The 24686-nt window shown below is 36.8% G+C and carries 24 protein-coding genes; 6 read left to right on the top strand and 18 right to left on the bottom strand.

Translation table 11 applies throughout. The features are described from left to right. Positions 1-4 precede the first annotated feature (4 nt). Positions 5-469 (top strand): hypothetical protein, encoded by a 465-nt coding sequence (locus RGT18_RS00605; protein WP_028078591.1) that lies wholly within the window; start codon positions 5-7, stop codon positions 467-469. Between the two features lie 52 nt (positions 470-521). Here RGT18_RS00605 and rplA read toward each other — a convergent pair whose 3' ends face one another. Together rplA and rplK are read right to left on the bottom strand one after the other, a co-directional pair. Next, positions 522-1199 (bottom strand): 50S ribosomal protein L1, encoded by a 678-nt coding sequence (gene rplA / locus RGT18_RS00600; protein ID WP_006525782.1) that lies wholly within the window; start codon positions 1197-1199, stop codon positions 522-524. 2 nt (positions 1200-1201) lie between these two features. Next, on the bottom strand, positions 1202-1624 hold the full coding sequence (rplK, locus tag RGT18_RS00595) for a 50S ribosomal protein L11 (protein ID WP_006525781.1): 423 nt from the start codon (positions 1622-1624) through the stop codon (positions 1202-1204). A 276-nt stretch (positions 1625-1900) separates the two neighbouring features. Between rplK and RGT18_RS00590 the strand changes: the two genes are divergently transcribed. Then, a complete protein-coding gene (locus RGT18_RS00590; RefSeq protein ID WP_338174700.1) occupies positions 1901-3205 on the top strand; it encodes an IS30 family transposase in 1305 nt (434 codons plus the stop codon). A gap of 353 nt (positions 3206-3558) precedes the next feature. On the opposite strand, the gene RGT18_RS00585 is transcribed toward RGT18_RS00590, so the two are convergent. From RGT18_RS00585 to RGT18_RS00530, 12 genes are all read right to left on the bottom strand, one after another. Beyond that, the gene (locus tag RGT18_RS00585; protein WP_028078581.1) at positions 3559-4077 is read right to left on the bottom strand and encodes an AAA family ATPase; all 519 of its coding nucleotides are present in this window, start codon (positions 4075-4077) and stop codon (positions 3559-3561) included. A gap of 65 nt (positions 4078-4142) precedes the next feature. Then, positions 4143-4457 carry a TfoX/Sxy family protein gene (locus RGT18_RS00580; protein WP_028078582.1) on the bottom strand — a complete coding sequence of 105 codons (315 nt, stop codon included), beginning with the start codon at positions 4455-4457 and terminating at the stop codon, positions 4143-4145. A gap of 61 nt (positions 4458-4518) precedes the next feature. Then, positions 4519-5169, bottom strand: a complete 651-nt coding sequence (locus RGT18_RS00575; protein WP_028078583.1) for an ABC-2 transporter permease — start codon at positions 5167-5169, stop codon at positions 4519-4521. Next, positions 5169-5903 carry an ABC transporter ATP-binding protein gene (locus RGT18_RS00570; protein ID WP_028078584.1) on the bottom strand — a complete coding sequence of 245 codons (735 nt, stop codon included), beginning with the start codon at positions 5901-5903 and terminating at the stop codon, positions 5169-5171. The genes RGT18_RS00575 and RGT18_RS00570 overlap by 1 nt, the downstream gene beginning before the upstream one ends. A gap of 1 nt (position 5904) precedes the next feature. Further along, positions 5905-6120 (bottom strand): AbrB/MazE/SpoVT family DNA-binding domain-containing protein, encoded by a 216-nt coding sequence (locus tag RGT18_RS00565; protein WP_006525775.1) that lies wholly within the window; start codon positions 6118-6120, stop codon positions 5905-5907. Positions 6121-6344: 224 nt separating this feature from the next. Then, a complete protein-coding gene (locus tag RGT18_RS00560) occupies positions 6345-8078 on the bottom strand; it encodes an ABC transporter ATP-binding protein (RefSeq protein ID WP_028078585.1) in 1734 nt (577 codons plus the stop codon). Beyond that, positions 8075-9820: an ABC transporter ATP-binding protein gene (locus RGT18_RS00555; RefSeq protein WP_028078586.1), complete on the bottom strand. Its 1746-nt coding sequence runs from the start codon at positions 9818-9820 to the stop codon at positions 8075-8077. The genes RGT18_RS00560 and RGT18_RS00555 overlap by 4 nt, the downstream gene beginning before the upstream one ends. Before the next feature lie 41 nt (positions 9821-9861). Then, positions 9862-10299 (bottom strand): DUF5684 domain-containing protein, encoded by a 438-nt coding sequence (locus tag RGT18_RS00550; RefSeq protein WP_006525772.1) that lies wholly within the window; start codon positions 10297-10299, stop codon positions 9862-9864. A gap of 9 nt (positions 10300-10308) precedes the next feature. Then, positions 10309-10899, bottom strand: coding sequence for a transcription termination/antitermination protein NusG (gene nusG, locus RGT18_RS00545; RefSeq protein WP_006525771.1), 591 nt, complete (start codon positions 10897-10899; stop codon positions 10309-10311). Positions 10900-10905: 6 nt separating this feature from the next. Then, positions 10906-11202 carry a preprotein translocase subunit SecE gene (gene secE / locus RGT18_RS00540; RefSeq protein ID WP_006525770.1) on the bottom strand — a complete coding sequence of 99 codons (297 nt, stop codon included), beginning with the start codon at positions 11200-11202 and terminating at the stop codon, positions 10906-10908. Between the two features lie 15 nt (positions 11203-11217). Further along, the gene (gene rpmG / locus RGT18_RS00535; protein ID WP_028078588.1) at positions 11218-11373 is read right to left on the bottom strand and encodes a 50S ribosomal protein L33; all 156 of its coding nucleotides are present in this window, start codon (positions 11371-11373) and stop codon (positions 11218-11220) included. Between the two features lie 245 nt (positions 11374-11618). After that, positions 11619-12257, bottom strand: a complete 639-nt coding sequence (locus tag RGT18_RS00530; protein WP_028078589.1) for a DUF4428 domain-containing protein — start codon at positions 12255-12257, stop codon at positions 11619-11621. Positions 12258-13247: 990 nt separating this feature from the next. Between RGT18_RS00530 and RGT18_RS00525 the strand changes: the two genes are divergently transcribed. The 3 genes from RGT18_RS00525 (at position 13248) to RGT18_RS00515 (ending at position 13949) form a co-directional block, all read left to right on the top strand. Beyond that, positions 13248-13424, top strand: a complete 177-nt coding sequence (locus RGT18_RS00525) for a SymE family type I addiction module toxin (protein WP_081659557.1) — start codon at positions 13248-13250, stop codon at positions 13422-13424. Between the two features lie 157 nt (positions 13425-13581). Continuing rightward, on the top strand, positions 13582-13797 hold the full coding sequence (locus RGT18_RS00520; protein ID WP_028078590.1) for a type II toxin-antitoxin system Phd/YefM family antitoxin: 216 nt from the start codon (positions 13582-13584) through the stop codon (positions 13795-13797). A gap of 20 nt (positions 13798-13817) precedes the next feature. After that, a complete protein-coding gene (locus tag RGT18_RS00515; RefSeq protein WP_081659558.1) occupies positions 13818-13949 on the top strand; it encodes a type I restriction-modification system subunit M N-terminal domain-containing protein in 132 nt (43 codons plus the stop codon). 294 nt (positions 13950-14243) lie between these two features. Here the strand turns inward: RGT18_RS00515 and RGT18_RS00510 are convergent, their stop codons facing one another. The 4 genes from RGT18_RS00510 to RGT18_RS00495 all read right to left on the bottom strand — a co-directional run bounded on the left by RGT18_RS00510 (position 14244) and on the right by RGT18_RS00495 (position 20452). Beyond that, on the bottom strand, positions 14244-15518 hold the full coding sequence (locus RGT18_RS00510) for a helix-turn-helix domain-containing protein (RefSeq protein WP_338174685.1): 1275 nt from the start codon (positions 15516-15518) through the stop codon (positions 14244-14246). Between the two features lie 294 nt (positions 15519-15812). Beyond that, positions 15813-17537 carry an IS1634 family transposase gene (locus RGT18_RS00505; RefSeq protein ID WP_338174666.1) on the bottom strand — a complete coding sequence of 575 codons (1725 nt, stop codon included), beginning with the start codon at positions 17535-17537 and terminating at the stop codon, positions 15813-15815. Positions 17538-17741: 204 nt separating this feature from the next. After that, complete coding sequence (locus RGT18_RS00500) at positions 17742-19016, bottom strand: IS110 family RNA-guided transposase (RefSeq protein WP_338174683.1); 1275 nt, start codon at positions 19014-19016, stop codon at positions 17742-17744. Between the two features lie 419 nt (positions 19017-19435). Beyond that, the gene (locus RGT18_RS00495; RefSeq protein WP_028078936.1) at positions 19436-20452 is read right to left on the bottom strand and encodes an IS1/IS1595 family N-terminal zinc-binding domain-containing protein; all 1017 of its coding nucleotides are present in this window, start codon (positions 20450-20452) and stop codon (positions 19436-19438) included. A gap of 211 nt (positions 20453-20663) precedes the next feature. Between RGT18_RS00495 and RGT18_RS00490 the strand changes: the two genes are divergently transcribed. Further along, entirely contained in the window at positions 20664-24527 is a 3864-nt protein-coding gene (locus RGT18_RS00490; protein WP_338174680.1) for a Cna B-type domain-containing protein, read from the top strand. Positions 24528-24686: the final 159 nt, after the last annotated feature.

Genomic DNA, 24686 nt, shown 5'->3' with positions numbered 1-24686 from the left:
CTACATGAACGTTCTTGGTTTTTTCAAAAAAGCACTAACTGGTGCATCTGACGAGGATAATATCAAAAATAAGGCTCGCATGCGTGAAATCTTTAACGCAGCTGTTCCAAATGGTGATGATTATCAACTGATCTATTGTCATTCCGAAAATTATCACAACGCCATTATTACGTCGGTCACTCATCATTACAACTTTATCGTGGGATATAAGACAGGGGAAGTGGTTGTTATTTATGTTGATCCATCTCTTTCCACATACGAGCAGCCTGTATTCTTTAATAAAGAAAATGGCTCATCAATACGTACATCTATGGGATACTGTATTGCGGAAAGTCCTGCGGCATCCTTCCAACTTGAACCAATTACTTATGAACCAGGAATTGGTGAGCGCGCAAAGTACTGTGTATCTGTAACACAATCTACCGAAGAAGTATCCACATTCCGTAAATTCTTTAAGCAAGGATTTTAATTAAAACCATGACATACAAAAAAACTCACATCGCTGTGAGTTTTTAAATTACTTATTCAACTGTAACTTTGATACCAGGACCCATAGTTGTGGATACTGTTACACCCTTGAGGTATGTACCCTTAACTGTTACAGGTCTAGCCTTTAAGATACGGTCATATAAAGCCTTGAAGTTTTCAACAAGAGCTTCTTCAGAGAAAGATACCTTACCGAATAATACGTTGATGTTTCCATCCTTGTCTACGCGGTATTCAACCTTACCCTTCTTGATTTCATCAATTGCCTTAGCAACATCCATTGTTACTGTACCTGTCTTAGGGTTTGGCATTAATCCCTTAGGACCTAAGAGCTTACCTAACTTACCTAACTGACCCATCATGTCAGGAGTAGCTACGATGATGTCAAAGTCGAACCAGCCACCTTGGATCTGTTGAATCATATCAACGCCACCAACGAAGTCAGCACCTGCTGCCTTAGCTTCTTCTTCCTTAGCACCCTGTGTAATTACTAATACACGCTGTGTCTTACCTGTACCATGTGGTAATACCATTGCGCCACGAATGTTTTGTTCAGCCTGACGTGGATCAACGTTTAATACGAAGCTAGCTTCTAATGAAGAATCAAACTTAGTTGTGCTGATCTTCTTAGCTAAAGCAATCGCTTCCTTGTAATCATAAACTTTAGCGCTGTCTACTTGTTCTAACGCTGCTCTGTACTTCTTTCCTGCCATTGTTACTTAGCCTCGCCTTCTACTACGATACCCATGTTACGTGCTGTACCAGCAATGATGTTCATTGCTGCTTCAACGTCATTTGCGTTGAGGTCAGGCATCTTGTACTCAGCAATTTCTCTTAACTGAGCCATTGTAATCTTACCGGCTTTAACTGTCTTTGGTGTTCCAGAAGCCTTGTTAATACCAGCAGCCTTCTTTAATAAGATAGCAGCTGGAGTTGTCTTGATGACGAAGTCAAATGACTTATCTTCGTAAGCTGTAATAATTACAGGAACGATGTCACCGTGACGGTCCTTAGTCTTGTCGTTAAATTCTGTACAGAATTTAGGCATGTTGATACCTGCAGATGCTAGAGCTGGTCCTGGTTTAGCTCCACCAGCAGGGAATTGTAGCTTAGCTACTTTTGCAATTTTCTTTGCCATGTGGTTTTCCTCCTTATATTAGAATCCACATGCAGTGGTCAGCGGATATTGCTATCCTCCCACGCATGAGCGCACTAAAAGTGCTTTTATATAATAGGACACTCGCCCAAATCCGTCAAGTTCCTTCAACATCTAAGAGCTTAGATGGTGTTTTGTATAGGCTTCCTCAATTATTTTTGAAAGTTCCTCTTTTGATTTTATTATTGGTGAAGGTTCCCTTTTTTAATATGATGTCTTTAGAGATGGTGCTGGCAGTTCAAGAAAGGAGGCAATCATATGGTTGCCAGCGGTTATAAACATCTATCTTTAGAAGAACGTAAATCTATAGAAGTTCTATTGAATCATTCCGACATCAAACTCAAACAGATAGCACTCTCTATCAATCATTCACAGAAATGCGTACGTGAAGAAATCAGAGCACACAGGGTCGTACGTGTCCACTCGAATAAGACGAACAAATGTGGACGGCAAGATTCTTGTAAGAAACATCGCTTATGCACATATTGCATAAGCGGTGATTGTAAGTCTTGTAAGCATAAGGACTGCAACGAGCTATGTGATGACTTCGTCTCATATCCCGTTTGCGAGAGAATAGAGCGATTCCCTTATGTCTGTTCAGGTTGTCCTGACATACATAAATGTCATCTTCCCAAGTACTTCTACATCGCACGAATAGCACAGGATAAATATACGCAAGACAAATTAGAATGGAGGTCCGGACCTCGCAAGAGCGAAGCAGAAATGAAATCTATCGTGGAGGCATTTCAAAATAATATTCCTAAAAAGCAATCCATCGATACGATTATCCATACTAACGACCTGAATATATCCGCCTCTACTGCATATAGATACATTCGTGAGCACCAGATTCCCGGGATTTCAAACATCGACCTAAAACGTCAGGTACGCTACACGCAACGCAGTTCTTCAAGGCATCATCCTATATCGATTGACTACGATTTCCTCGAAGGACGCAAATACGAGAACTTCCTAGCAGCCCTAGAAACAGCAGGACCGGATGTAAACGTATGGGAAATGGATACGATCATCGGGAAGAAAGGGAGCGATGAGAAGTGTGTACTGAGCCTGTTACACAGACGTTCCAATCTTCAATTATATTTTCTCTTACGACACAAGAATATGTTTGAGGTAACGTATCTATTTGATACTATCAAAAGTTTCTTAGGCATCGACTTATTCAAAGATACGTTCACTATCATACTCACCGATAATGGCACTGAGTTCCATGATCCACTATCGCTTGAGACAGACCCTGAAACGGGAGAAAAACTCATCAGTATCTATTTCGCAAGGCCTAGACGTTCTGATGACAAAGGCAAATGTGAAAAGAACCACGAGCACTTCAGAGAGAAGATTCCAAAAGGATGCAGTATGAACAGCCTTACAAAATACGACATCAATTTCGTATCAAATCAGGTAAATAATTATGTACGCAGGAAGTTAAATTACCAATCACCCTACAGCATTGCCAAACTAGTACTAAACGAAAAGGTGTTAGAACTAAACCGCCTTCATCCCATTTCACCCAAGGCAGTTGATCTAACACCTATCCTCCATTAGCATCAGACCCTAACAGCACCATCTCTTTATATTCAAAGGGAGCTTTCAAGAGAAATTCAAAAAAATTTCATTTGAAAGTATACTTTTCGTGCGGTCAAAATGCCCAATATCTATTTAGATTATAGCTTAAAATATATAAATTCAAAACCTGTAAATGGAAAAGCACCCCAATTAAAGGGAGCTTTCACTGAAAATTGAGCTTTGTATAGGCTTTCGATTTTTCTTTAAAAAGATACACGTCTTTTTGTATACTCTGTTGTGAATGGATTATTAAAAATGCTAAAGAGTAGTAAATTCATCTGACCCATAATCACCCTTTAACGTTATTCCTTTTAAAATCTATAGTATACTTTTTAAACGAAGAAGGTCTCTGACGATTTGATTATATTTGCAGTTTCTTTAATCCCTAGATGATCCGTATAAAGTAAATGATTTTTGTTCATATTTCTAGATAGAAACTCATTTCTTGATGTAATTGATAACTCACCAGTTCTTTCTATTTCTTTTCTAGACAAATCTCGTTCTTTAAGCGTTTGTTCCTCTGCTAGCAAAACGCAGTATTTTAGGTTTACTTGTTTCGTTTTTAGGAACTCTTTCATTTTTCTAATTTGTTCTTCAAACAGTACATAGTTTATTATTACTGTCATATCTCTAGCAAGTAAATTATTGGTAATACTAATAACATTATCCCAAAATAAATCCATATAGTAGCCATCATCTTCCCATGGTGCTACCAATCCACTTTTAATCATTAAATAAATGCTGTCTCCTTCTATAACAGCACTTTTATCAAAAGAATAAGCCAGCTCTTCACTAACACTACTTTTCCCAACACCCGGTGGTCCGGAAATAATATAAACACAATTTCCCATCTTAGCACCTCTGCAAATTTAGATTTATATATACTTGCATATCTTCAAACGGGTATTTGTCTTTCTCATCTGGCTTTCCTAGGTTGCTTTTCCGGAAGTTCAGCATACATACCATCCAGAAGATTCATAATTAGAGTCTTATCATCAAAATTATCAAACACATGCATCAGGGTCTTGGAACCTTCATACGGATAGCGCAGTTCGGAATCTGCAAGCAATCTGTCCGATGTCGGCGTTCTCTTTAAAAACAGTTCATTATTGCAAATGTCACCTATCAGCTTACCATTAAAATACACAAGGTATCCGCCCATCATAGATTTTATGACAATATCATCGGATTCAGAAAAACTAGCGCGAACATATTCATTAAATTCATTCATCTTGATTGTTCTCCATCAACTTCTAATTTATCACTAAAACAATTCACTAATGTACTCTACTTCACAAATCAATACCTTCAAAATCTTTTACAGCTTTTTGATATGATAACCATGTACATAGCATAAACACAACGACACCGATTGCAAATATAACAACCTGCGGCATGCTTAAATTCGAAGGATTGTTCAAACTTTCTAAATCAGGAATATGATGTAGTATCTCTCCTATGATTATTATAATAAAACTGACTACACAGAATATGAAAAAAGGTTTCCCAATCTTATAAGTTGTTTTAAAAAAACCTGCAAGAAAAATGCTGTTAAATACTGCAAATACAATCATTGTATATCCAAGATACGCCATATTTGCGTTCATCAATTGATTTGTAGCATAAGGAACGGCAGTCCCTAAAATTTTCATTCTGATAATGGTTAATAATGTACATAAGATAAAAGCCGTAAGTTCAATAAACAAAACAAATAAATATTTCGTTGTAACTATGTCCCGTTTCTTAACCGGCAACATAACCGTGTACGTAACATCATCATATTCCCGAATCTGCTGGTAGGTATGAAAAATGCCAAGACAGATAAAAAAGGAACCCACAAGAATAGGGTAACGTGGAATCATCGTCATAGCCGAAAAAGCAATAAACCAATAAGTCAAAGGATTCGCTGACAGCTTCATTTCCTTATAAAAAAGTTTTTTCATCACAGATTTACCTCTTCTCTTTCGATATGCACCATAATATCTTCAAGTGTCGGTGTACCACCCATTTCTTTGGTGTAATGACGGATAAAAGCTTCTTTCTTTGTAGATAACAGTAATTCTCCATTCTTGATATAACTAATAGTATCCGCACATTTTTCCAAGTCACTGGTGATATGGGTAGAAAATAGAATTGCTACATCTTTTTTAGCAAGTTTTCGGAAAATCTCATTCATCTCATCTCTAGATACTGGGTCAAGTCCACTCGTCGGCTCATCCAAGATTAAAAGCTTTGCATGATGAGAAAGTGCCAAGGTGAGGTAGAACTTTACCTTCATGCCCTCAGAAAGTTCCATAATCTTCTTATTTTCGTCAAGTTTAAATGAGGTAAGGTAATGACGATACGCCTCATTATCCCAATTTTCATAAAAAATACGAGTAATGGCTACAATATCCTTTAACTTCGCCCTTTTATAATAATTGATTCCACCTACAGCATAACCGATCTGCTGTTTTATTTTATCTTCATTATCCATATAGTCCATTCCAAGAATACGAACACTACCAGCATGAGGATGGACAAGATTTAAAATAGCTTTAAGTGTTGTAGTTTTACCTGCACCGTTTCTACCTATAAATCCCATAACTTCACCCGCTTCAACATGAAAGTTAACAGGTTTTAGTTCAAAAGACGGATAAATTTTTGTGAGACCATTTACTTCTAGAACATATCCCATATCATTCATCCTCCTTCGCTTCAAAAGCTACTTCCATCAAATGCGCGAATGCCCCCTTTGGTGGTATAGCAATACCTCTTTTTTCATCGCCAAGAAGCAGAATTGTATCGCCCGGTTTGATATGAAATACTTCTCGTGCCTGTTTTGGTATTACTATCTGACCTTTTTCCCCAACTGTAGCTGTCCAAGCATATTTCCCTTTTGGTGTTTTCGCCATGCTGTTCTCCTCCTGAGTATATTTTGTATGATTTGTATAACAAATTATACTACATAATCTTAAAATAACAAACTTTTATGCCTTTTATGCCATATGACTTAAAAATAGTGCCAAGCTTGAAGTTTCCTTCTTGATGACACTATTTCTAAATGACTTATTTCCACTTTGCTTTTTATCCTTTTGAAGTGGAATTTAACTTTATATACCAAAATACAAACCTATCATTACCCTTGTGTTGTTGCAAATTGTGAGTTATATAGCTGACAATAGAAACCATTTTGAGCCATGAGTGTTTCATGATTACCTTGCTCAATAATCCGTCCTGCATTCATGACAATGATTTGATCCGCATTACGAATCGTTGACAGACGATGCGCAACCACAAAACTGGTACGTCCCTTCATAAGATTGTTGAAAGCTGCTTGAATTTCAAGTTCTGTGCGTGTGTCGATAGAGGAGGTTGCTTCATCGAGAATTAACATATTTGGCTTACTCAATAATACTCTGGTGATACAGAGTAACTGCTTTTGACCTTGGCTTGAGCTATCATCTGTTACAACCGTATCTAATCCTTCCGGCATACGACGGATAAACTCCCAACTATGTGCTTCCTTTGCGGCTTCGATGATCTCTTCATCGCTAGCAGTCTTCACACCAAAGGCGATATTATCACGAATACTTGCATTCTTTAACCATGTATCCTGTAAAACCATACCAAAGTTCTTGCGAATTGATTTACGACTTACATCATAGATATTCTGTCCATCAATCATAATTGTGCCTTGATTTGCATCATAGAATCGCATTAGCAAGTTGATAAATGTTGTCTTGCCACAACCCGTTGGTCCGACAATAGCCGTAGTCGTACCAGCTTTTGCGCTAAAGTTAAAATTCTCAATCAGCTTTTGGTCTGGTAGATATGAGAAGAAGATATTTTGAATATCAATTGCACCAGCCTTTTCAACCAAGTCTAGTTTTGGATTTTCACTTTCAGCTGGAGCCTCTATCAATGTAAAGACACGATCAGCACACGCCATCGCATTCTGTAATTCAGTCACCACAGAACTAATATCATTGAACGGCTTCATATATTGGTTGGCATAAGATAGTAATACCGTCAATCCACCAACTGTTAAGTTGCCCTTCATAATACTGTAAGAGCCAAGCACCGCCACAATCGCATAAATCACATTGTTTACTGCACGTGTAGATGGATTTGTTAGGGAACTAATAAACAATGCGCTTTGCGTATATTCTTGTAGTTCCTTATTCATCTTTTTAAATCGCTTAGATGCGCGTTTCTCATACCCAAACGCCTTTACAATCTTTTCACTACCAATCATCTCATTAATCAATGCGGTCTGTTTTCCACGTGTACTTGTCTGCTTTTGAAACAAACGATACGAACGTGTTGAGATAAATCTTGCCACAAGGAAACTAACCGGTGTTAACACAATCACACAACAGGTAATTAGCACATTCTTCGAAAGCATAAATACTAACGTCGCAATAATTGTTATTATACCTGTAAATAGCTGCGTAAACCCCAACAACAAACCATCAGATAACTGATCAACATCCGCAATGACACTCTGAACGATATCTCCTGTACTATGTAAATCTAAATAAGATAGAGGAATATGTCGCATCGCTTTTGCACGAATCTCTTTAACAGTATGATATGTTAGACGATTGTTAATTAGATTCATCACCCAAAGACTAATTGATGCAATCGTAATACAGATTCCAATATTGATTAACGTTGAAATAAGCTGTGAATAATGTATCTCTCCTTGTTTGATGACTGTATCGATCGCATCGCCAAACAAGATAGGTACATACAACTGTAATATCGCCGCAACAATAGATAACGTAACACTAAATACAAGCAATACTTTATACTTTCCAATAAACTTTAAGACTTTCCCTAAGGTTTGGAATGATGTGTTCTTTTTCATGCCATAACCTCCTTTGGTTTTTCTTCTGGAAATTGAGAGTAATAGATTTCCTGATATACCTTACAATTCTCCATCAGTTCATCATGCGTTCCTTTTCCAACTAGGCTACCATCATCTAATACTAATATCTGATTAGCAGCACGCACCGTAGATGCACGCTGTGAAACGATAAAGACTGTCATTTGATTTCCTAAATTATGAATCGCACGGCGCAACTTTAAATCTGTCGCAAAGTCCAATGCGCTAGCGGAATCATCCATGATTAATATTTCAGGATTCTTTAATAATGCGCGAGCAATTGTAAGACGTTGTTTCTGACCACCAGATAAATTACGACCATTCTGTTCAATCATCGCATCTAATCCATTCTTACTTCTTACTACATCTGCAGCCTGCGCAATTTCTAATGCATGCCAGATTTCTTCATCTGTCGCATCCTCTTTACCCCACTGCATATTCTCTCGAATTGTCCCTTCAAATAGAACTGCCTTCTGAGGAATCATCCCCACTTTCGATACAAGTTCTCCTTGTAGATAGTCTTTTACATCTACACCATTCACGCATATTTTTCCACTTTGTACATCATAGTAACGAGGTATTAGTTGCGCAATGGTTGATTTACCACAACCTGTCCCACCAATAATACCAATTGTCTCTTCACGATTTGCCACAAAGCTAATGTTAGATATCGCATCTGCACCAGCTTGTGGATAGGCGAAGGAAACTTGGTCAAAGACAACTGCCGGAGCACTTTCATCTTCTTTTACAGGTTCCAGCTGGTAGACCATCTGACGCTTTACCATAAGAACTGCTTCAATACGTTCTAGACACGCAAGTGATTTATTGATTGTGATAATGAGAGATGATAGTTTAATTAGCTCTACAATAATCAGTGCCATCAAGTTGTATAATGCAACAATATCCGCCTGTGCAATGTTTCCACCATCAACACGTATCGCACCTACATAAATTAATGTGATGATTGCTACATTAACTAAACTATACGTTAATGGATTCATTAACGCTGATAAGCGACCTACATGTTCGTTATATTGTGTTAAAGTATCATTCTCTTGATTAAACTGTTGAACCTCAGCATCTTCCTTGCGGAATGCACGAATGACTCTAACGCCCAATAAGTTTTCACGCAATGTTCCTAGTAATTTATCCAATGCACTCTGTACTTTTTTATACAGTGGAATACTGATCCACATAATCGTGAACACAACGACCGCAAGAACTGGTATCGTTACCACAAAGATAAGTGCAGATTTTACATCAACTGTAAATGCGACAATCATCGCCCCAAAGACAATAAACGGGCTTCTTAGTAATAGACGTAAAGCTAGATTCAAGCCTGTCTGTACCTGCAATACATCACTTGTCATACGAGTGATTAAAGTATCTGTTCCAAGTTGATCTAACTCTGCATATGTTAAATCCTGAATGTTATCGAATAATTCTTGTCTTAAGTCTGTCGCATAACCAGTACTTGCTTTGGCCGCATACCATTGCGCTGTGAAGGAAAACGCCATTCCCAACACTGCGAGCAATAATAAAAGCCCAAACATCTTTAAGACATAACTCATATCATTTTGCCCAATTCCATTTCTAATGATTTGAGCAACGACTAATGGTACTGTCAAATCCATCAGCGCCTCTAATAATTTAAATAAAGGTGCAAGGATACTTTCTTTTTGATATTTCTTTAAAAACTTTAAACTGATCTTCTGTTTCTTCATTACATATCCCCAAAAAGGAAAAAGTGTAGTTTCCTACACTCCTATTTCGCACCTTTATATTCAGCTTGTCCCATACCGATTACAATATTTCCGATTGGGTTAGCGAAAATCAACAATGTCGTAATGCCACCACTTAAGTTGAATGCCTTTGATTGCTTACCCGATCTCTTGATATGAATTACGATGGACGCAATCATCATCACAAGACCGAGCCATCCAATAATCTGTAATCCTGTGTTTGCAGCAACCAAGAATAATGCTAGACCACCGATTACACATACAAACCAGATGATTCCAGCAAACTTAGATTTCCAAACTAATTTGAACATCACAAGTTCACGTAGTACAGGAATAAATGCAAGCATCTTATTCACAGACGTCTTACGTAAGACTTTTAAATATCCGAAGGTCTGTAGGACATACCAAATTACCGCAAAAATTGCATAATTTGTTAGGATTTTTGTCAATTCTACTGTCATCTGAACCTCCTAGAACAATTCTACTTTTTCTAAATCACCATAGTTGATATCTGTTGGCGTCTCACGACCGAACAACATAATCAATACGTTAGCTGTCTGGGTTTGATCATTCAATGACGCAACTCTTCCTTCCATTCCACTGAATGGACCAGCAAGAATCTTCACTGTATCACCAATCTCGAAATCAATTGAAATCTTCTTATCACTTTGACCAATACGGCGTAAGATAGCTTCCATTTCATCTGGTGCAACCGGGAATGGCTTCGCACCACCACCAGAGGAACCGATAAATCCTGTAACACCTGGAGTATTACGTACAACATACCAAGCTTCATCTGTCATCTTCATTTCAACGAAGAGATAACCTGGGAATACATTTGTCTTAACATCCTTTGGTTTTCCATCTTTACCAATAACCGTCTCTGTTTCTTCTGCTACTACAATACGGAATAAGGAATCCTGAATGCCCATTGTTTCAACGCGCTTCTCAAGATTTTCCTTAACCCTATTTTCGTGACCAGCGTATGTATTTACAACATACCACCTAGTTTCATGCTCATCATCAATTGCAGAAATTACTGCTTTTTCGTTTGTTGTCATATATTGTTACGCTCCAATCCCGAAAACTTTCATTAGATATGCAACACCTAAATCACACAACACAAAGAATAATGCAAAGAATATTGTGAATACCAATACTTCACCAGTATTTTGTAATGTTCCTTCTTCGCTGCCTTGGTTAGTCCAATGTGGCCAACGAACACGCTTTGCTTCTTTTGTAATACCGCTGATGGTAAACCAATGGTCTTTTGCTGGTTTATTCTTCTTGGCTAACTTCTTAGCTTCTTTAGCCTGTTGCTTTTCAGACTTCGCAACCTTTTTATCCTTCATCTCTTCAGACATCGCCTTGCCTACTTTCTATTTTGTTTCTTTATGGAGCGTCATCTTACCACATTTAGGGCAGAACTTCTTGAGCTCCAATCTCTTTGTGCTGTTTTTCGAACCGTTTGTTGTATAGTTGCGTGCAAGACATTCTTCACACGCAAGAATAATTTTTCTTGCCTCTTTTGCCATTACGAAAAACTCCTTCAAAGTCTTGATTACAATAGCACATAATTTGCAAACTCGCAACGAACCAACCGCCTGTTTCATATGAAAATCATAAAATTTATCTTCCCCATCATTTAAACAATCACACTTCTTCAAATCTTAATTCCCGCGGGGACAGATCACAGCTTTGCCATATCATTCACTTCTTAGATTACAAAAAAGGAAACATAGCAACAGCTACTGTTTCCCTGTTTTTCTTTCGATAGCTACTATTTTTGAATCAGACTTCCTTCTGCCAGACCTTCCGCCATATCCAATATGATCCAAGCGCTGGTACCGACAGAGACTTTATGTTTACCCATATTTGCAGCCAATTCCGTTTGAAAAGTACTGCTGTTACTACACAAAAAGACGTCAATAATCTTTGTCGCCACATCATTTCCATCTGTGGTAACAGTGACTGCATCACCTTTCGCAAACTCACCACTGATAACCTCAGATGTCGCAACAAGTTTATTCTTATACTCTTTTGCTCGAAATATTCCAACCTCTAATACACTTGGGGCAATCATAAAACAATTATCAACTTTCGCAATATTACTGTATTTTGAGCCAACATCTTCAAGAATGGATGTTTGTACCTGCTTCATAGAATGAATCATATCCTTTATCTCTTCTACTGTCATTTTCTCTAAAGGATCGCTTGCCTGCAGAATGTAATCCTGTTGTTCCTCTCCACTTGCTCCCCATCTCTTTTTCCAATACTCCACAATACTAAATTTTCCACGAATCATGTTTTCACAATCACCGCAAATCTCACCATCGCTTACCGAAAGTCCATCAAATAATTTCAATTCTTTTCCACAAATCGGACAAAGCTTCTTTTCTCTTTTTCCAAATAAGCCCATATTACCTTCCCTTCATTATCTAGGTATGAGTACTAGCATCATTCAATATATTTTAATTATCAAAACTAACACTTAATCTTACACTGCTCCATTGCAAACGTAGAAACACTCATGACATTTTAAAAAACAATCAATAAACTCCTGTTTTATACCTAGCGACACAACTATGATATGTACCATTATCATTCATAAGACACATCCTCCTTTTGCATCTCTTATCTGGTTTTATTATATATCTCATCGACCGAAAATAAAATCTAGCAATGTAAGGATACTTGTTATAATGAACACATCAAGCAAAGAGGCTATTTATATGAAAAAACACTTCGCATACTACACATTATCGTAATTTCTATGCTAAGTTATTTTCTGTTTTATTACGTCACAAGCAAGTTTCTAGCGATACACTTCCAAGGTGTCTATGCAGTGATGACTCCTATATTTCTTTTAACTTTCATTGGTCAAACTCTCATTTTTTATGGAGGTAGTTATTTACTATTAGATCCATCCCATCGTATTCCAGCATTTGTATTGCGGCTGCTTTGGATTATTTATTTTTTAGTAATGTTTTTATTGCTGTTTTTCAGAGTCTATCAGGATAACAACATCAAATTAAATCTTCTCAAACCCTTTAACTTTGAAACAACAAATCTATCTCAAGTTACTTTAAATTTGATTTTATTCATACCTATTGGATATTGGCTTAACTGATTTAAAATTAGTTCAGCACTACTTATATCCTTGTTACTAATAACTTCTATTGAAATATTACAACTTCTTATTCATCATGGAACGTACCAACCACATGTTTGGAACAATCTAACGATTTGAATAAGGTTAAAGTAGCTTAAATAGTAGGGATTTCGGTCTATTTTATTTTAGAATTAATATCTTTTAACAAAATCAAAGGGTTAAATTATAACCACGATGTATCTTATAATGTAATAGGGTGCATAATTTAACGATATCATTTTAGAAAATGAGTTGACTATGAGGAAGAATAATCGAACATTGAAAGTATATGGTACAAGCAATAATAATAGATATCATGATACACCTACTATCATGATGAAAGGCAAATGGTTAGAGAAATTTGGATTTAGAATTGGGCAGAGGTATTATGTTGATTGTCATAAAGATAAACTTCTAATTACAATAGAATCATAGCAGAAGAGTAAATTACATGTAGTTATAGATAGTTCACTCCATTTTATATAAACTTAATATATTTATAAACATAAGTAACTGTAAAAGTAATTACTATTGAAGTTGATAAACACACTTCTTTTGTGCTATAATCATAATGGCTTGAAAGGAGTATTTTATGGATAAAGTGGACAATAAAGAAGTTAAAACACAAATGGATTTTTATAATATGTCTGACTTTCTAAGAGGTCAATCATCTAAAATAATTACTAGAATTTCTGAACAGGATGAAGCTGCATTCGTTTTGAAAAATGGTAAGCCGCAGGCAGTAATAATGTCTAAAGATAGGTATGACAGATTAATTCAAGCAGGCATTGATATCACAGAGTTTTAGTAAGGGAGAATTAAGAGGATATGGCAGTGAAAAAATCAGAATTATATTCCATATTATGGGAAGCGGCAAATAAATTAAGAGGTGGTGTTGAACCATCAAGATATAAGGACTATGTATTATTACTATTGTTTTTTAAATATGTATTGTATTAATGCTCAAGTGAAAAGTTAAATTCCACTTCTAAAGAATAAACAATAAAGTGGAAGTAAGTCATTCAGAAATAGTACTGGCAAGGATTGATAATCCAAGATGGTACTATTTTTAAGTTGAAAATGATTTTATTTTAGTTAGAATGAAGGTGAAGTAACAGAAAAATGAGCGCATGAAAGGTAGGCAGAATCTACTGTTCAAAAAATTTGTAAGAGTTGATTCTACTTCGTTGTTTGGTGAAAGTTATATGCCGATCCTTCGTGTGTAATTGATTTTGAAACTTCTTGGTTATCTTCTTACTTTAGAAGATATGGTTTTAGAATTACTTCGTCTGGTGGGATTTCGGTAATTCCAAAATCATAGAGTTTCTTGGCCATTTCTTCGTTGTAGAAATGGAGCAGCTGTATGGATGATCTTCCGTGCAGCTTTTCTTTTGGATATGAATTGATATGGATACTGATGAGATTTGCCTTTTCTTGTGATGTAAGTCCCAATGCATGGAGATCACATCCCTTTGGGCATATCTCTCTTACCAATAGGTGTAGGTTCTCTAGACTACCTTTCTGCCAAGAGGCCATCGAATCACAGTAGAACATACGTGTCCTGCGAGTTCCATCTTCACGTATCTCCGCTTCTTCAGCTAGGACGAATTCACTTCCTCTGTCTGTTAATATGACCTCGGCTTCTTTTTCGAACATTTCTTTTCCTAATATCTTTTCCAATAATAGGATCCCATCCAACATATGTAAGGAGTCCTTTACGGTTTGATAGATACATATCAACAGGTCATACTCTCTGAATTTGAAGGTCTGTAGGAAAGGCCCGTTGGACACGTCGTTGTATACCGTATCCATCTCTACGACCTTGGCATTTGGATTCTTTTCCATGTATATCAAGAAGTCGGAGTACTTTCTTCCTGTCAGGTATCGATTGTCTTTACGTGGCTTGTATGTATTGCGCTTTTGTTTGGACATCTTTCGTCTTACGACACGTTTCGGGTCGATGGCACCGATCGATACACCCACATCTTGGAAGACACCATTTTCGATATAGTTGTATATCGTCTTTTCGGATAGCTTGATCTCTTTGTGGCTTTGAAGAATAGAGTAGATGGACTGACCTTTCTTAATCAATGGTAATAAGAGTTCACCGAGCTGCTTGATATCATTTACTGTCGCATTGACACCTTGTCGTGAAGATGTAAGTGTCATCTGGTAGTCGTGCTGTGCATCGAGGGCAGAGTATCGATATTTTTCATAGCGACAAGAGCGATAGTTTCCACATCCATTACAAGCTCCTGGTGACTTGTCCCTGCGAGTACATTTGAAAGGGACATAATCGATACAATCCAGAGTACAATGGCGTTCATGTTTACAGCGTTTGTAGTTAGCACACTCTAGAGGCAGATTACATTTGTATGCAAGGACACGATGGAATTTGATTTCTTTTCCTATGGTTGATTTGTCTTTACCAAGGGTAGTAGCGATAGCTTGTTTGGTAGAACCATTTTCGATACCAGTTTCAATGATCTGTCTATCTGAATAAGACATGTGTGAATTCTTCGTTAACATAATGTTTTCCTCCTAAAACACGAAGAATCGGCACTTATATTGAACTAGAAGTGTAAGAGTAAATTCAACTAGAGCTTGGTGAATAACTAAATTCAACTTTCATACCTTAGAAGTGGAATTTAACTTTTCACTTGAGGGTATTGTATTAATGACATATGGGGCTTGTAATAAAGTGATTTATTTCATATAATATATTCCCATCTTTGACAGTTATAAATGTAAAAAATGCCATAAACCACGATGTAGAAAGGGTTTCTGGCATTTTCGTTTTGTTGATCTGTGTAGTGTGGGATTCTATTTTTTCGTTTCAGATATGATCTTTCTCATGGTTCCTGTTGGAACGATCTCTGTATCCGTACAGAATCCAAATTCTTTATGTAGATGATCCGTTATCTTTGTTCGCTTATATTCCGGTATGTATCCTTGTCCGTTTACCTTCAATAGCTTGTATTCTCTCAATGTAGTAATCAGTTCTGATGATGTATAGCTTGGACCTAACTTCTTTTCTAGGATGCGGAAGATCAGTAGGGCCAGATAACATATCAGGAAGTGTGCACGGATGCTGTCCTTCTTTCTGACATATACAGGTCTTGCTTCAAAGTCTGTCTTCATGATGCGGAATGCTTCCTCTATTTGCCATCTTCCTTCGCTGACCTTTAGGATGTCTTCTATCTTGTCATTTACCAGGTCGGTACAGATGGCATAGAAGCCATCATACATCGCTTCACTATCGATCTTGTCCTGGTCTATCGCATAGTGCTCCTCGGATGCGATTTCTCCATCTGATGTGGTAGCTGTGACCCTTACGAATCTTGCAGGATCGTTTGGGTTTCTTCTTTGCTTTTGGATAGAGCCTTTGTCTACCATGGACTCTGCACGTGCAATCTGTGAATCCCGTATCTCTTTTTGATATGTCGCATATCTTGGTGAATAGGTGACGATCATCAATTGACCAGCTACCTTCTTGGTGCCATATGGCTCTTCTTTGTAATAGATGTCATCGATATGCTTGTATGGTTCTCTCTGTATCTCTTCGATATCAACTGTCGCTCCATCCTTCAGACGTTTCCATCTTTGGTTCGACATCGCTTCCTCGCGTTTCTTGCGGTTTAGCTTCTTGAGCGATTGCGTACAAATGAATGCACGTCCTTCGATGTCGTTGAACAGTCGGTTGTTTTCTGATCCTAGACCTCCATCTGTACATATAACGAATCTCTGGAAACCAAAATCCCGTATGATCTTTTGCTCTAGAGGTCTCATGGATGGTTGTTCGTTGCTTGCACCTTCAAAGAGGTCGAACGTCAGAGGAATGCCATCGCCATCCATGAACAGTCCCATCTGTACGATAGGGCTAGGACGGTGCTCCTTACTTTTGCCATATTGTCTGAAGCCATCCTCTTCTTCGATCTCGAAGTAGTAGTTCGTACAGTCATAATATAGGACACTGTTATTTCTCTTTAGGATATGATTGCTGTTCTTGTATACTTCTGCCAATATATGGTCCATCTCCTTAGATAGCGTTCCTAGTGCACGATACACATCATGCAATTCATACTTTGGCTGCTCTAGAAAGGAAGATGCCGTCTTATATGAGGAAAGTTTGCTTCCGGGATCCAGTATGCGTGCATAGACAAGGTCTGAACATATCGCATCAATGTCGAAATCAAATCTGCCATGTGATGATATGGTACGGAACACGTTCTTCATCTTTAGACCGTAATAGATGGACTGTAAGAATAGATATCCTGCATGGAAGGAACGCTGTTCATCCATAACTATCTTCTTGTCAGGAAACAATGATAATAGTACAGGAGGAGCAGAAGGAGAGTCGTTCATTTGGTCTACCTGCTTTTGTGCCCACTCCAATACCTGTTTCCTAGAAAGATTCATTTCCTTCATGAGCGAGTCTATGCGTCCAAGGCTTTTGACGTTCTCGGAACGGACACCATTCCCTTTACGAACGGAATGGCGGATGTAGAGTCTTTCGTATTGTCTGTCTTTCAGTATATGTAGAAACATACAAGATCACCTCTATCAATATTATAACACAAAGCACACCACCACACTACATAAAAATACATAAATTTTGACAACAAAAAAACTTGATAACTTAAGTCAAGAAGAAATTTCTAATCTTTAGTGATTTCTTCTTTTTCGTTTTGTGCATTATTAAAACAAGAGAAATTATATCTCCCATTTTGCTAGATTAGGTTTATACTGTTGCTAAGAATGATATAGAGTACCATTCTTACATAGGCTATAGATTATGACCAGTAATTTATGAGCACTAGCAGTATAGGCAGCTTTAGACGACAATGGGCATTGGGTCTGCTGTCTTTTCTTTTTGGTGAATTCATATAGTGGATCTTCTTTGCGCAATCGATAATTACATTGTGCACCAAGGTATAAAAGGCATCGCAAATGCTTATTGCCTTTCTTTGATATCTTGAAATGCAGTCCATCAATATCTCCGGATTGTTGTATCTTTGGATTCAAGCCTGCATATGCCACGATAGCCGCTCTGTTATCAAATCGGCTTACATCTCCAAGCTCTGCTATGATACGGGCTGCCAGATTCTCTCCGATTCCAACAATACTAACAACAGATGCAAAATAAGGACATGTTCGTGCTATCTCTATCATTTCCTTCAATAGTGAATCGCATTTTTTCTTCTGTTCCTGCACGTTCTCTATCAAGCTTGGCAACTTGACTACTTCTATATCATCGATATCACATCCTGAATAGCACTCCTTTGCCTTCTCGTAGATCTTATGTACGATTCTTTCTGTATATCCTTTTAAATGACCTGTACGATGCCCAACGGTCTTAACGATGGTATCCTCTCTATGGCCCAATAGTAAGGATGGATGAGGATATCTTTTTAATATCTCCATTGGGAGTGGATCATACAGATTTTGATTCCCTTTAAAGGTCTTATCAATCCTTGGATATATGATATCCAGCATGGATCTCAAACTCACTTTGCGTTTCCGAAGATGAACCAACTCACTTTCATATATACGGCTCAATTGATAGAGTCTTTTGTACTCTTGTGGTTGTGCTTGATATTGTCTTAGTTCCTTCTCACAATAGTACGCTTTTGCGATATGTGCACAGTCTAATGCGTCTGTCTTATTACTATGTAGGGAGGTCTTGCGATAGGTCGCAGATAATAATGGAGAAATGATGTAGTACCTTATCTTGTGGTCTTCAAGATATTTTTGTAGTGGTCGATGATAGACACCTGTAGCCTCAAAGATAACTGGTATATCTTCTCGTTCTGTCTTAGCTTCAAGGTCTTTGATAGTTTGCCCTAATTTCTGGAAACCATCGATCGTAGCTGAAAGCTGCTTTGGTTTTCGCATTGGATGTCCATTCTCTATGAAGGGCTGGTAGTGACAGGAACCCTTTGATACATCCACTGTAATGATTGGTCCTTCCATGATGGAATACTCCTTTCTTTCTGATATGCATAATGTCTTGGTAAACTTCCCCATCCCCACATCCGACTATTTTTCTGGCTTATATACGACATATCTAACTGTTTCCTGGATTGTCATCTTGATAAAGCAGCCTAAGAATATAGGAGGGAAGCAGAACGCTTTTTATTACGGACTCAATGATATCACTGGTCTAAAAGAAGGTACGTTCTCACTTTACCCAGACCAATTCCCATACATGCCTGTACGAGAAAGGCCAGAAACATTCTAGTGTCCCTGACCTCTATATCATATTCTTCTTCTGAAGTTTTTTCTCTGAAATCAGGACTAGATTATTCCTGATTTCATAATAGAAAAGATGGATATCCACCATCAATAAAGGGTTTATTCATTATCTTGTTAAATTACAACTGTAAAACTCCCGATTTATTTCATATAAACCTTATTTTGCAGAAGTGTGCTACCAAATCCCCATTTTAATAGGGATTCTTCATATAGTAGCCTCTAAAAGTCATTGTTTTGCGGTAATTTAGCGCAAACTTTAATAGAATCTCAACCTTCTCTAGCTTGTTATGTGGTGGATTCATCATAAAGGAGAAGAGATTCAGATATCCCTGTAATTCTTCTCTGTTGAATCCTGAATGGGCATTTAGAAACTTCTTTAATAAATCACAATAATGATTGATCTTATCTAAGGGATTATCTTTATCGTTAAGTTCAGATAGATATGTCGATTTATATGATTCACTTTTAAGATGTAATGCCTGCACAAGGACATGATGTGATTTTTCATCGTCATGAATCAAATGTGAATATGGTCTGATATGTTCCTTAAATGCCTGTACCGTTTTGGTATCCGATGTCTTGGCCTTTCCTTCTAATTTGCAATACAGACATTGGTCATCACACCCAATCCCAATACAATATTTATTTTTTGAAAGACCTCTTAGTTTCTTCTTATCTTTTGTGATGATATCACTCTTGATGACACTATAATATGTTTCATCTATCATGACACAGTCACTTAAAATGATATCCTTTTGATAATCACTCAATAACATGAAGATTTTTGCAAGCCAATATTTAGAAGTGGTTTCTGAGTTCTTATTTATCCTGGAATTCAGATTGATCGAACTATATCCAAATAGGTTTAATAAGTATTCAATCCATTCGGATATTGAAAGCTTATGGTCTTGAAATATAGTGCCTGTTGTAATCGTAAAATTTCTCTTGCAGTCAATGCATTTATATTTCTGTAGACCATATGTGGTATGACCATTTCTCTTATACTTCTTACCATGGCAATACGGGCACGATTGAGGAATGAACTTGTTTAGCAGTTTACTATCTCCTGTTTCACTTAAAGGACGGTGATGATAGAAATAATGACTTCTATATTCATCACGAACAAAAGAAGCTACATCACTAACTTCTTCTTCCTCATCCCAAGGTGTTTTTCTCCTAGAATGAGAATGATATTTATTATTTTTCATTTGGCGACCTCTGTTACTTAAGTGGATAACAGTGCAGAAGTCGCCAAACTAGATGACACTGTTACCCGCTTAAGTAATCATTCATATGTTATCTAAAGATAACATATAGATTATATGCGGATTAGCACACTTCTGCAAAATAAGGTTTTTCATATAATATATTCGTATAGTTGCATTAAATGAGTTGATATGTAATGGAAAAGAGGCAATTATGGTTAAAAGAAAGAGAAAAATTAAATTACTTTTACCTATCATGTTGGTGTCACTGCTATTTTTAGGGCAGCTGCTTTCAGGATATACAGCATTTGCAGATGATCAAGGTGAAAACAATTCTGAGGATAATGAATACAGTCTTAATCTCAGATTGTTTCGTCCTGATTTTTCCGATTTTGATAGCATATTTGCAACATACACAAATTATTGGATGAATGACCCTGAACAAAAGGTTTTTGACCGAGATGAATGGGCATTAAAAGATTTTCTTGTTGAGCATGAGCTTCATATAGAGGGAGAAGCAAATACAGTTGTAAAAAATATGACATATACGGCAGAGAGCTACAACTGGGATGGAAATATATCCTTTGAAGATATAAAGATTCCATACAACAAGGTAGAAGTAGAATATTATAATAAAGATGACGGAAATCCGGTGGAGCCATATCTACTTCATTATGATTTATATCTTAAAAAAGCCGATGGAAAAATGATTCTGAAAATTCCAAGACTTGCACCAAAGGCAACATATACAGGTTCAATCGAAGATGCAAAATTGATTACTGTAAAAGAAATTAAAATTGGCGAAGCTGATCCTGAAAGGAACAATGTATATTTAGATGGTGTTTCAGGCGATGATAGCTTAGACGGGAAATTGGGCAGAGCTGTCAAATCTTTTGCTCGGGCAAAGGAAATAGCTACTAACAATCAGAAAATAAAGAGAATTATCGTAGTTGGAACAACACCTATTGCGGGGGATATATCTCTAGCTGGAACAAATGCAAAAATACTAAGAGGAAAAGACTTCAACAAATATTTGTTTAAGGTGGGAGCTGGTAAAAATGCAACCTTAACTGATATAACAATTGATGGAAATTCTGACGAAAATATTGGTATTGAAAATTCCCTTGTAAGCCTTGAGGATAAATCAGAGCTGAATATTGGTAACAATGCTATATTAAGAAATAACAAAATAAAGGACATTCAGAACACTGCAACACGAGGTGGCGCGGTTAATGCTTCAAGTGCAACCATAAATATGACTGGTGGAAGCGTTGAAAACAATCAAGCAACATATGGTGGAGGAATTTATTTATATAGGTCCACAATGAATTTTTCCGGTGGAACTGTTCAAAATAATAAATCGAATTTGGTTATAGATTACGATTATGGTAAACAAAAGTATTCAGCTGGTGGTGGAATACTCGCAAATGAGGGATCTACTATAAATATGTCCGCTGACGCAAAGGTATTAAATAATTATGCTGGCGAAATTGGTGGTGGAATAAGCCTCGGCTCTAATCAGTGGGGTGCTTCTAATATTTTAAAAATGAGTGGTGGAACAATTGATGGTAATACAGCAGGTTCAGCCGGTGGTGGAATTTTTGTTCAAGCAAAGTATTATAGTGGGGGTGCTTCCAAGGCTTATATTGCTGGAGGAAGAATTACCAATAACCAAATGGATGCCAGTGGAGTTACCGAAAAAATGTTCGGCGGTGGTGGAATTTATGTAAATGGTGCGAATAATAATTATAATGTTCAAGGCGCTAACGGTGAGCTTTATTTAACTAATGTAGTAATTACTGACAATGAATCCAAATATGAGGGAGCGGGATATGCTTCTTGTCCAATATCAAAAACTAAAATTTATGTGACAAATGGTGCTGCTATATATGGAAATAAGACTGAATCAAATGTTAATGAAATTTATATTTTATGTAATAAGTATCTAGGGCTTCATGGGGGTGATCCAGAATATGATATTTCCAAAAGGATGTTAGGAGGAGTAGCATACAATTGGAAAAATAAGGACAATTCTCCTTTAGCTGAAAGTAAGCATAAAGGTATTCTAAGTAAGAATAATGAATATATAGCTTTACACACAGATGAAAAAGGTAATGAATTAACTTCAAATCTCGAAAAAGTATTAATTAGTGGCAACAAATCAAATACCCGAGGTGGAGGTATTGGTAGCAATGGTACTGTTACTATAGGTACAGAAGGAACGACAAGTGTGTCGGTAGAAAAGAAATGGATAGATGATAATAACGTTAATCAAAAGCACCCGGAATCAGTTACGGTTAAATTAATTGCCAATATCGAAAATAAAGAATATGAAATCGAGAATAGACAATTAAGTGAAGAAAACAATTGGAAAACAACTTTTACTGATTTACCTACTAAAGCGGGTGAAAAAGATATAACTTACTCTATAAAGGAAGTTAAAGTAGATGGGTATACTGGGAAAATCACAGGAACAGCTAAAGATGGATTTATAGTTACTAACACTAGAATACCCGAAAAGACAAGTATACAGGTAACAAAGGCTTGGAAAGATGGAAATAACCAAGACGGGAAAAGACCAAACAGTGTAAAAATCAAGTTACTAGCCGATGGAAAAGAAGTAAGTGGAAAGACATTAACTTTAACAAAGGCAAACAACTGGACAGGATCGTTTACAGACCTTGATGAGTATAAGGACGGAAAAAAGATTGAGTATACAATCAAAGAAGACTCTGTCGGAAAAGGTTATGTAAGTGTAATTACCGGAAGTATGAAAGAAGGCTATAAGGTAACAAATACAAGAGAACCTGAAAAGATAAAAGTAGAAGGTAAAAAGACTTGGAATGATAAAAACAATCAAGACGGAAAGAGACCTGAAGAAATCACAATCAATCTGTTAAAGAACGGAACAAAGATAGATTCAAAGGTTGTTAAGAAGTCAGATGATTGGAAATGGAAGTTTGAAGGACTTGATAAGTACGAAAACGGACAAGAAATAACCTATACCATTTCAGAAGAAGCAGTAGAAGGATACTCAACTGAAATCAACGGATATGATGTAAAGAACTCTTACACACCCGAAAAGACAAGTATACAGATAACAAAGGCTTGGAAAGATGGAAATAACCAAGACAGAAAAAGACCAAACAGTGTAAAAATCAAGTTACTAGCCGATGGAAAAGAAGTAAGCGGAAAGATATTAACTTTAACAAAGGAAAATAACTGGACAGGATCGTTTACAGACCTTGATGAGTATAAGGACGGAAAAAAGATTGAGTATACAATCAAAGAAGACTCTGTCGGAAAAGGTTATGTAAGTGTTGTTACAGGAAGTATGAAAGAAGGCTATAAGGTAACAAATACAAGAGAACCTGAAAAGATAAAAGTAGAAGGTAAAAAGACTTGGAATGATAAAAACAATCAAGACGGAAAGAGACCTGAAGAAATCACAATCAATCTGTTAAAGAACGGAACAAAGATAGATTCAAAGGTTGTTAAGAAGTCAGATGATTGGAAATGGAAGTTTGAAGGACTTGATAAGTACGAAAACGGACAAGAAATAACCTATACCATTTCAGAAGAAGCAGTAGAAGGATACTCAACTGAAATCAACGGATATGATGTAAAGAACTCTTACACACCCGAAAAGACAAGTATACAGGTAACAAAGGCTTGGGAAGATGGAAATAACCAAGACGGAAAAAGACCAAACAGTGTAAAAATCAAGTTACTAGCCGATGGAAAAGAAGTAAGTGGAAAGATATTAACTTTAACAAAGGCAAACAACTGGACAGGAACTTTCACAGACCTTGATGAATACAAGGCAGGCAAAAAGATTGAATACACAGTCAAGGAAGAAGCTGTAGGAAATGGTTATACAAGTGTTGTTACAGGAACAGCTCAAGACGGTTATGTAGTAACTAATGTTAGAACACCAAATGTACCGCCTGAAAAACCAAATAAAGAATTACCAAAAACAGGAGATGGAATGAATTTATCTTTATATGGGTGGCTTGTGTTAATATCAGGTTCTTTGCTGTTACTTATTGGATATATACGCAAAAAATATATAAAGTAGCAGAAGAAATGATAATAACTATTAAATAAACATACTTTAAAATTAAATAAAACACACAATAAATATAGATTTTATTATTGTTGTCGGAGGACTTTTTACGGGGCATCCAAAATTTTTGAGGGTTTTCCCAACAACAATGAGGGGCTGACCTAAAATTAT

The sequence above is a fragment of the Solobacterium moorei genome (assembly GCF_036323475.1).
GTDB classification, from domain to species: domain Bacteria; phylum Bacillota_I; class Bacilli_A; order Erysipelotrichales; family Erysipelotrichaceae; genus Bulleidia; species Bulleidia moorei.
Note: the sequence above shows the minus strand (reverse complement) of the source record. Positions and strands in the feature narration are given on the sequence as shown.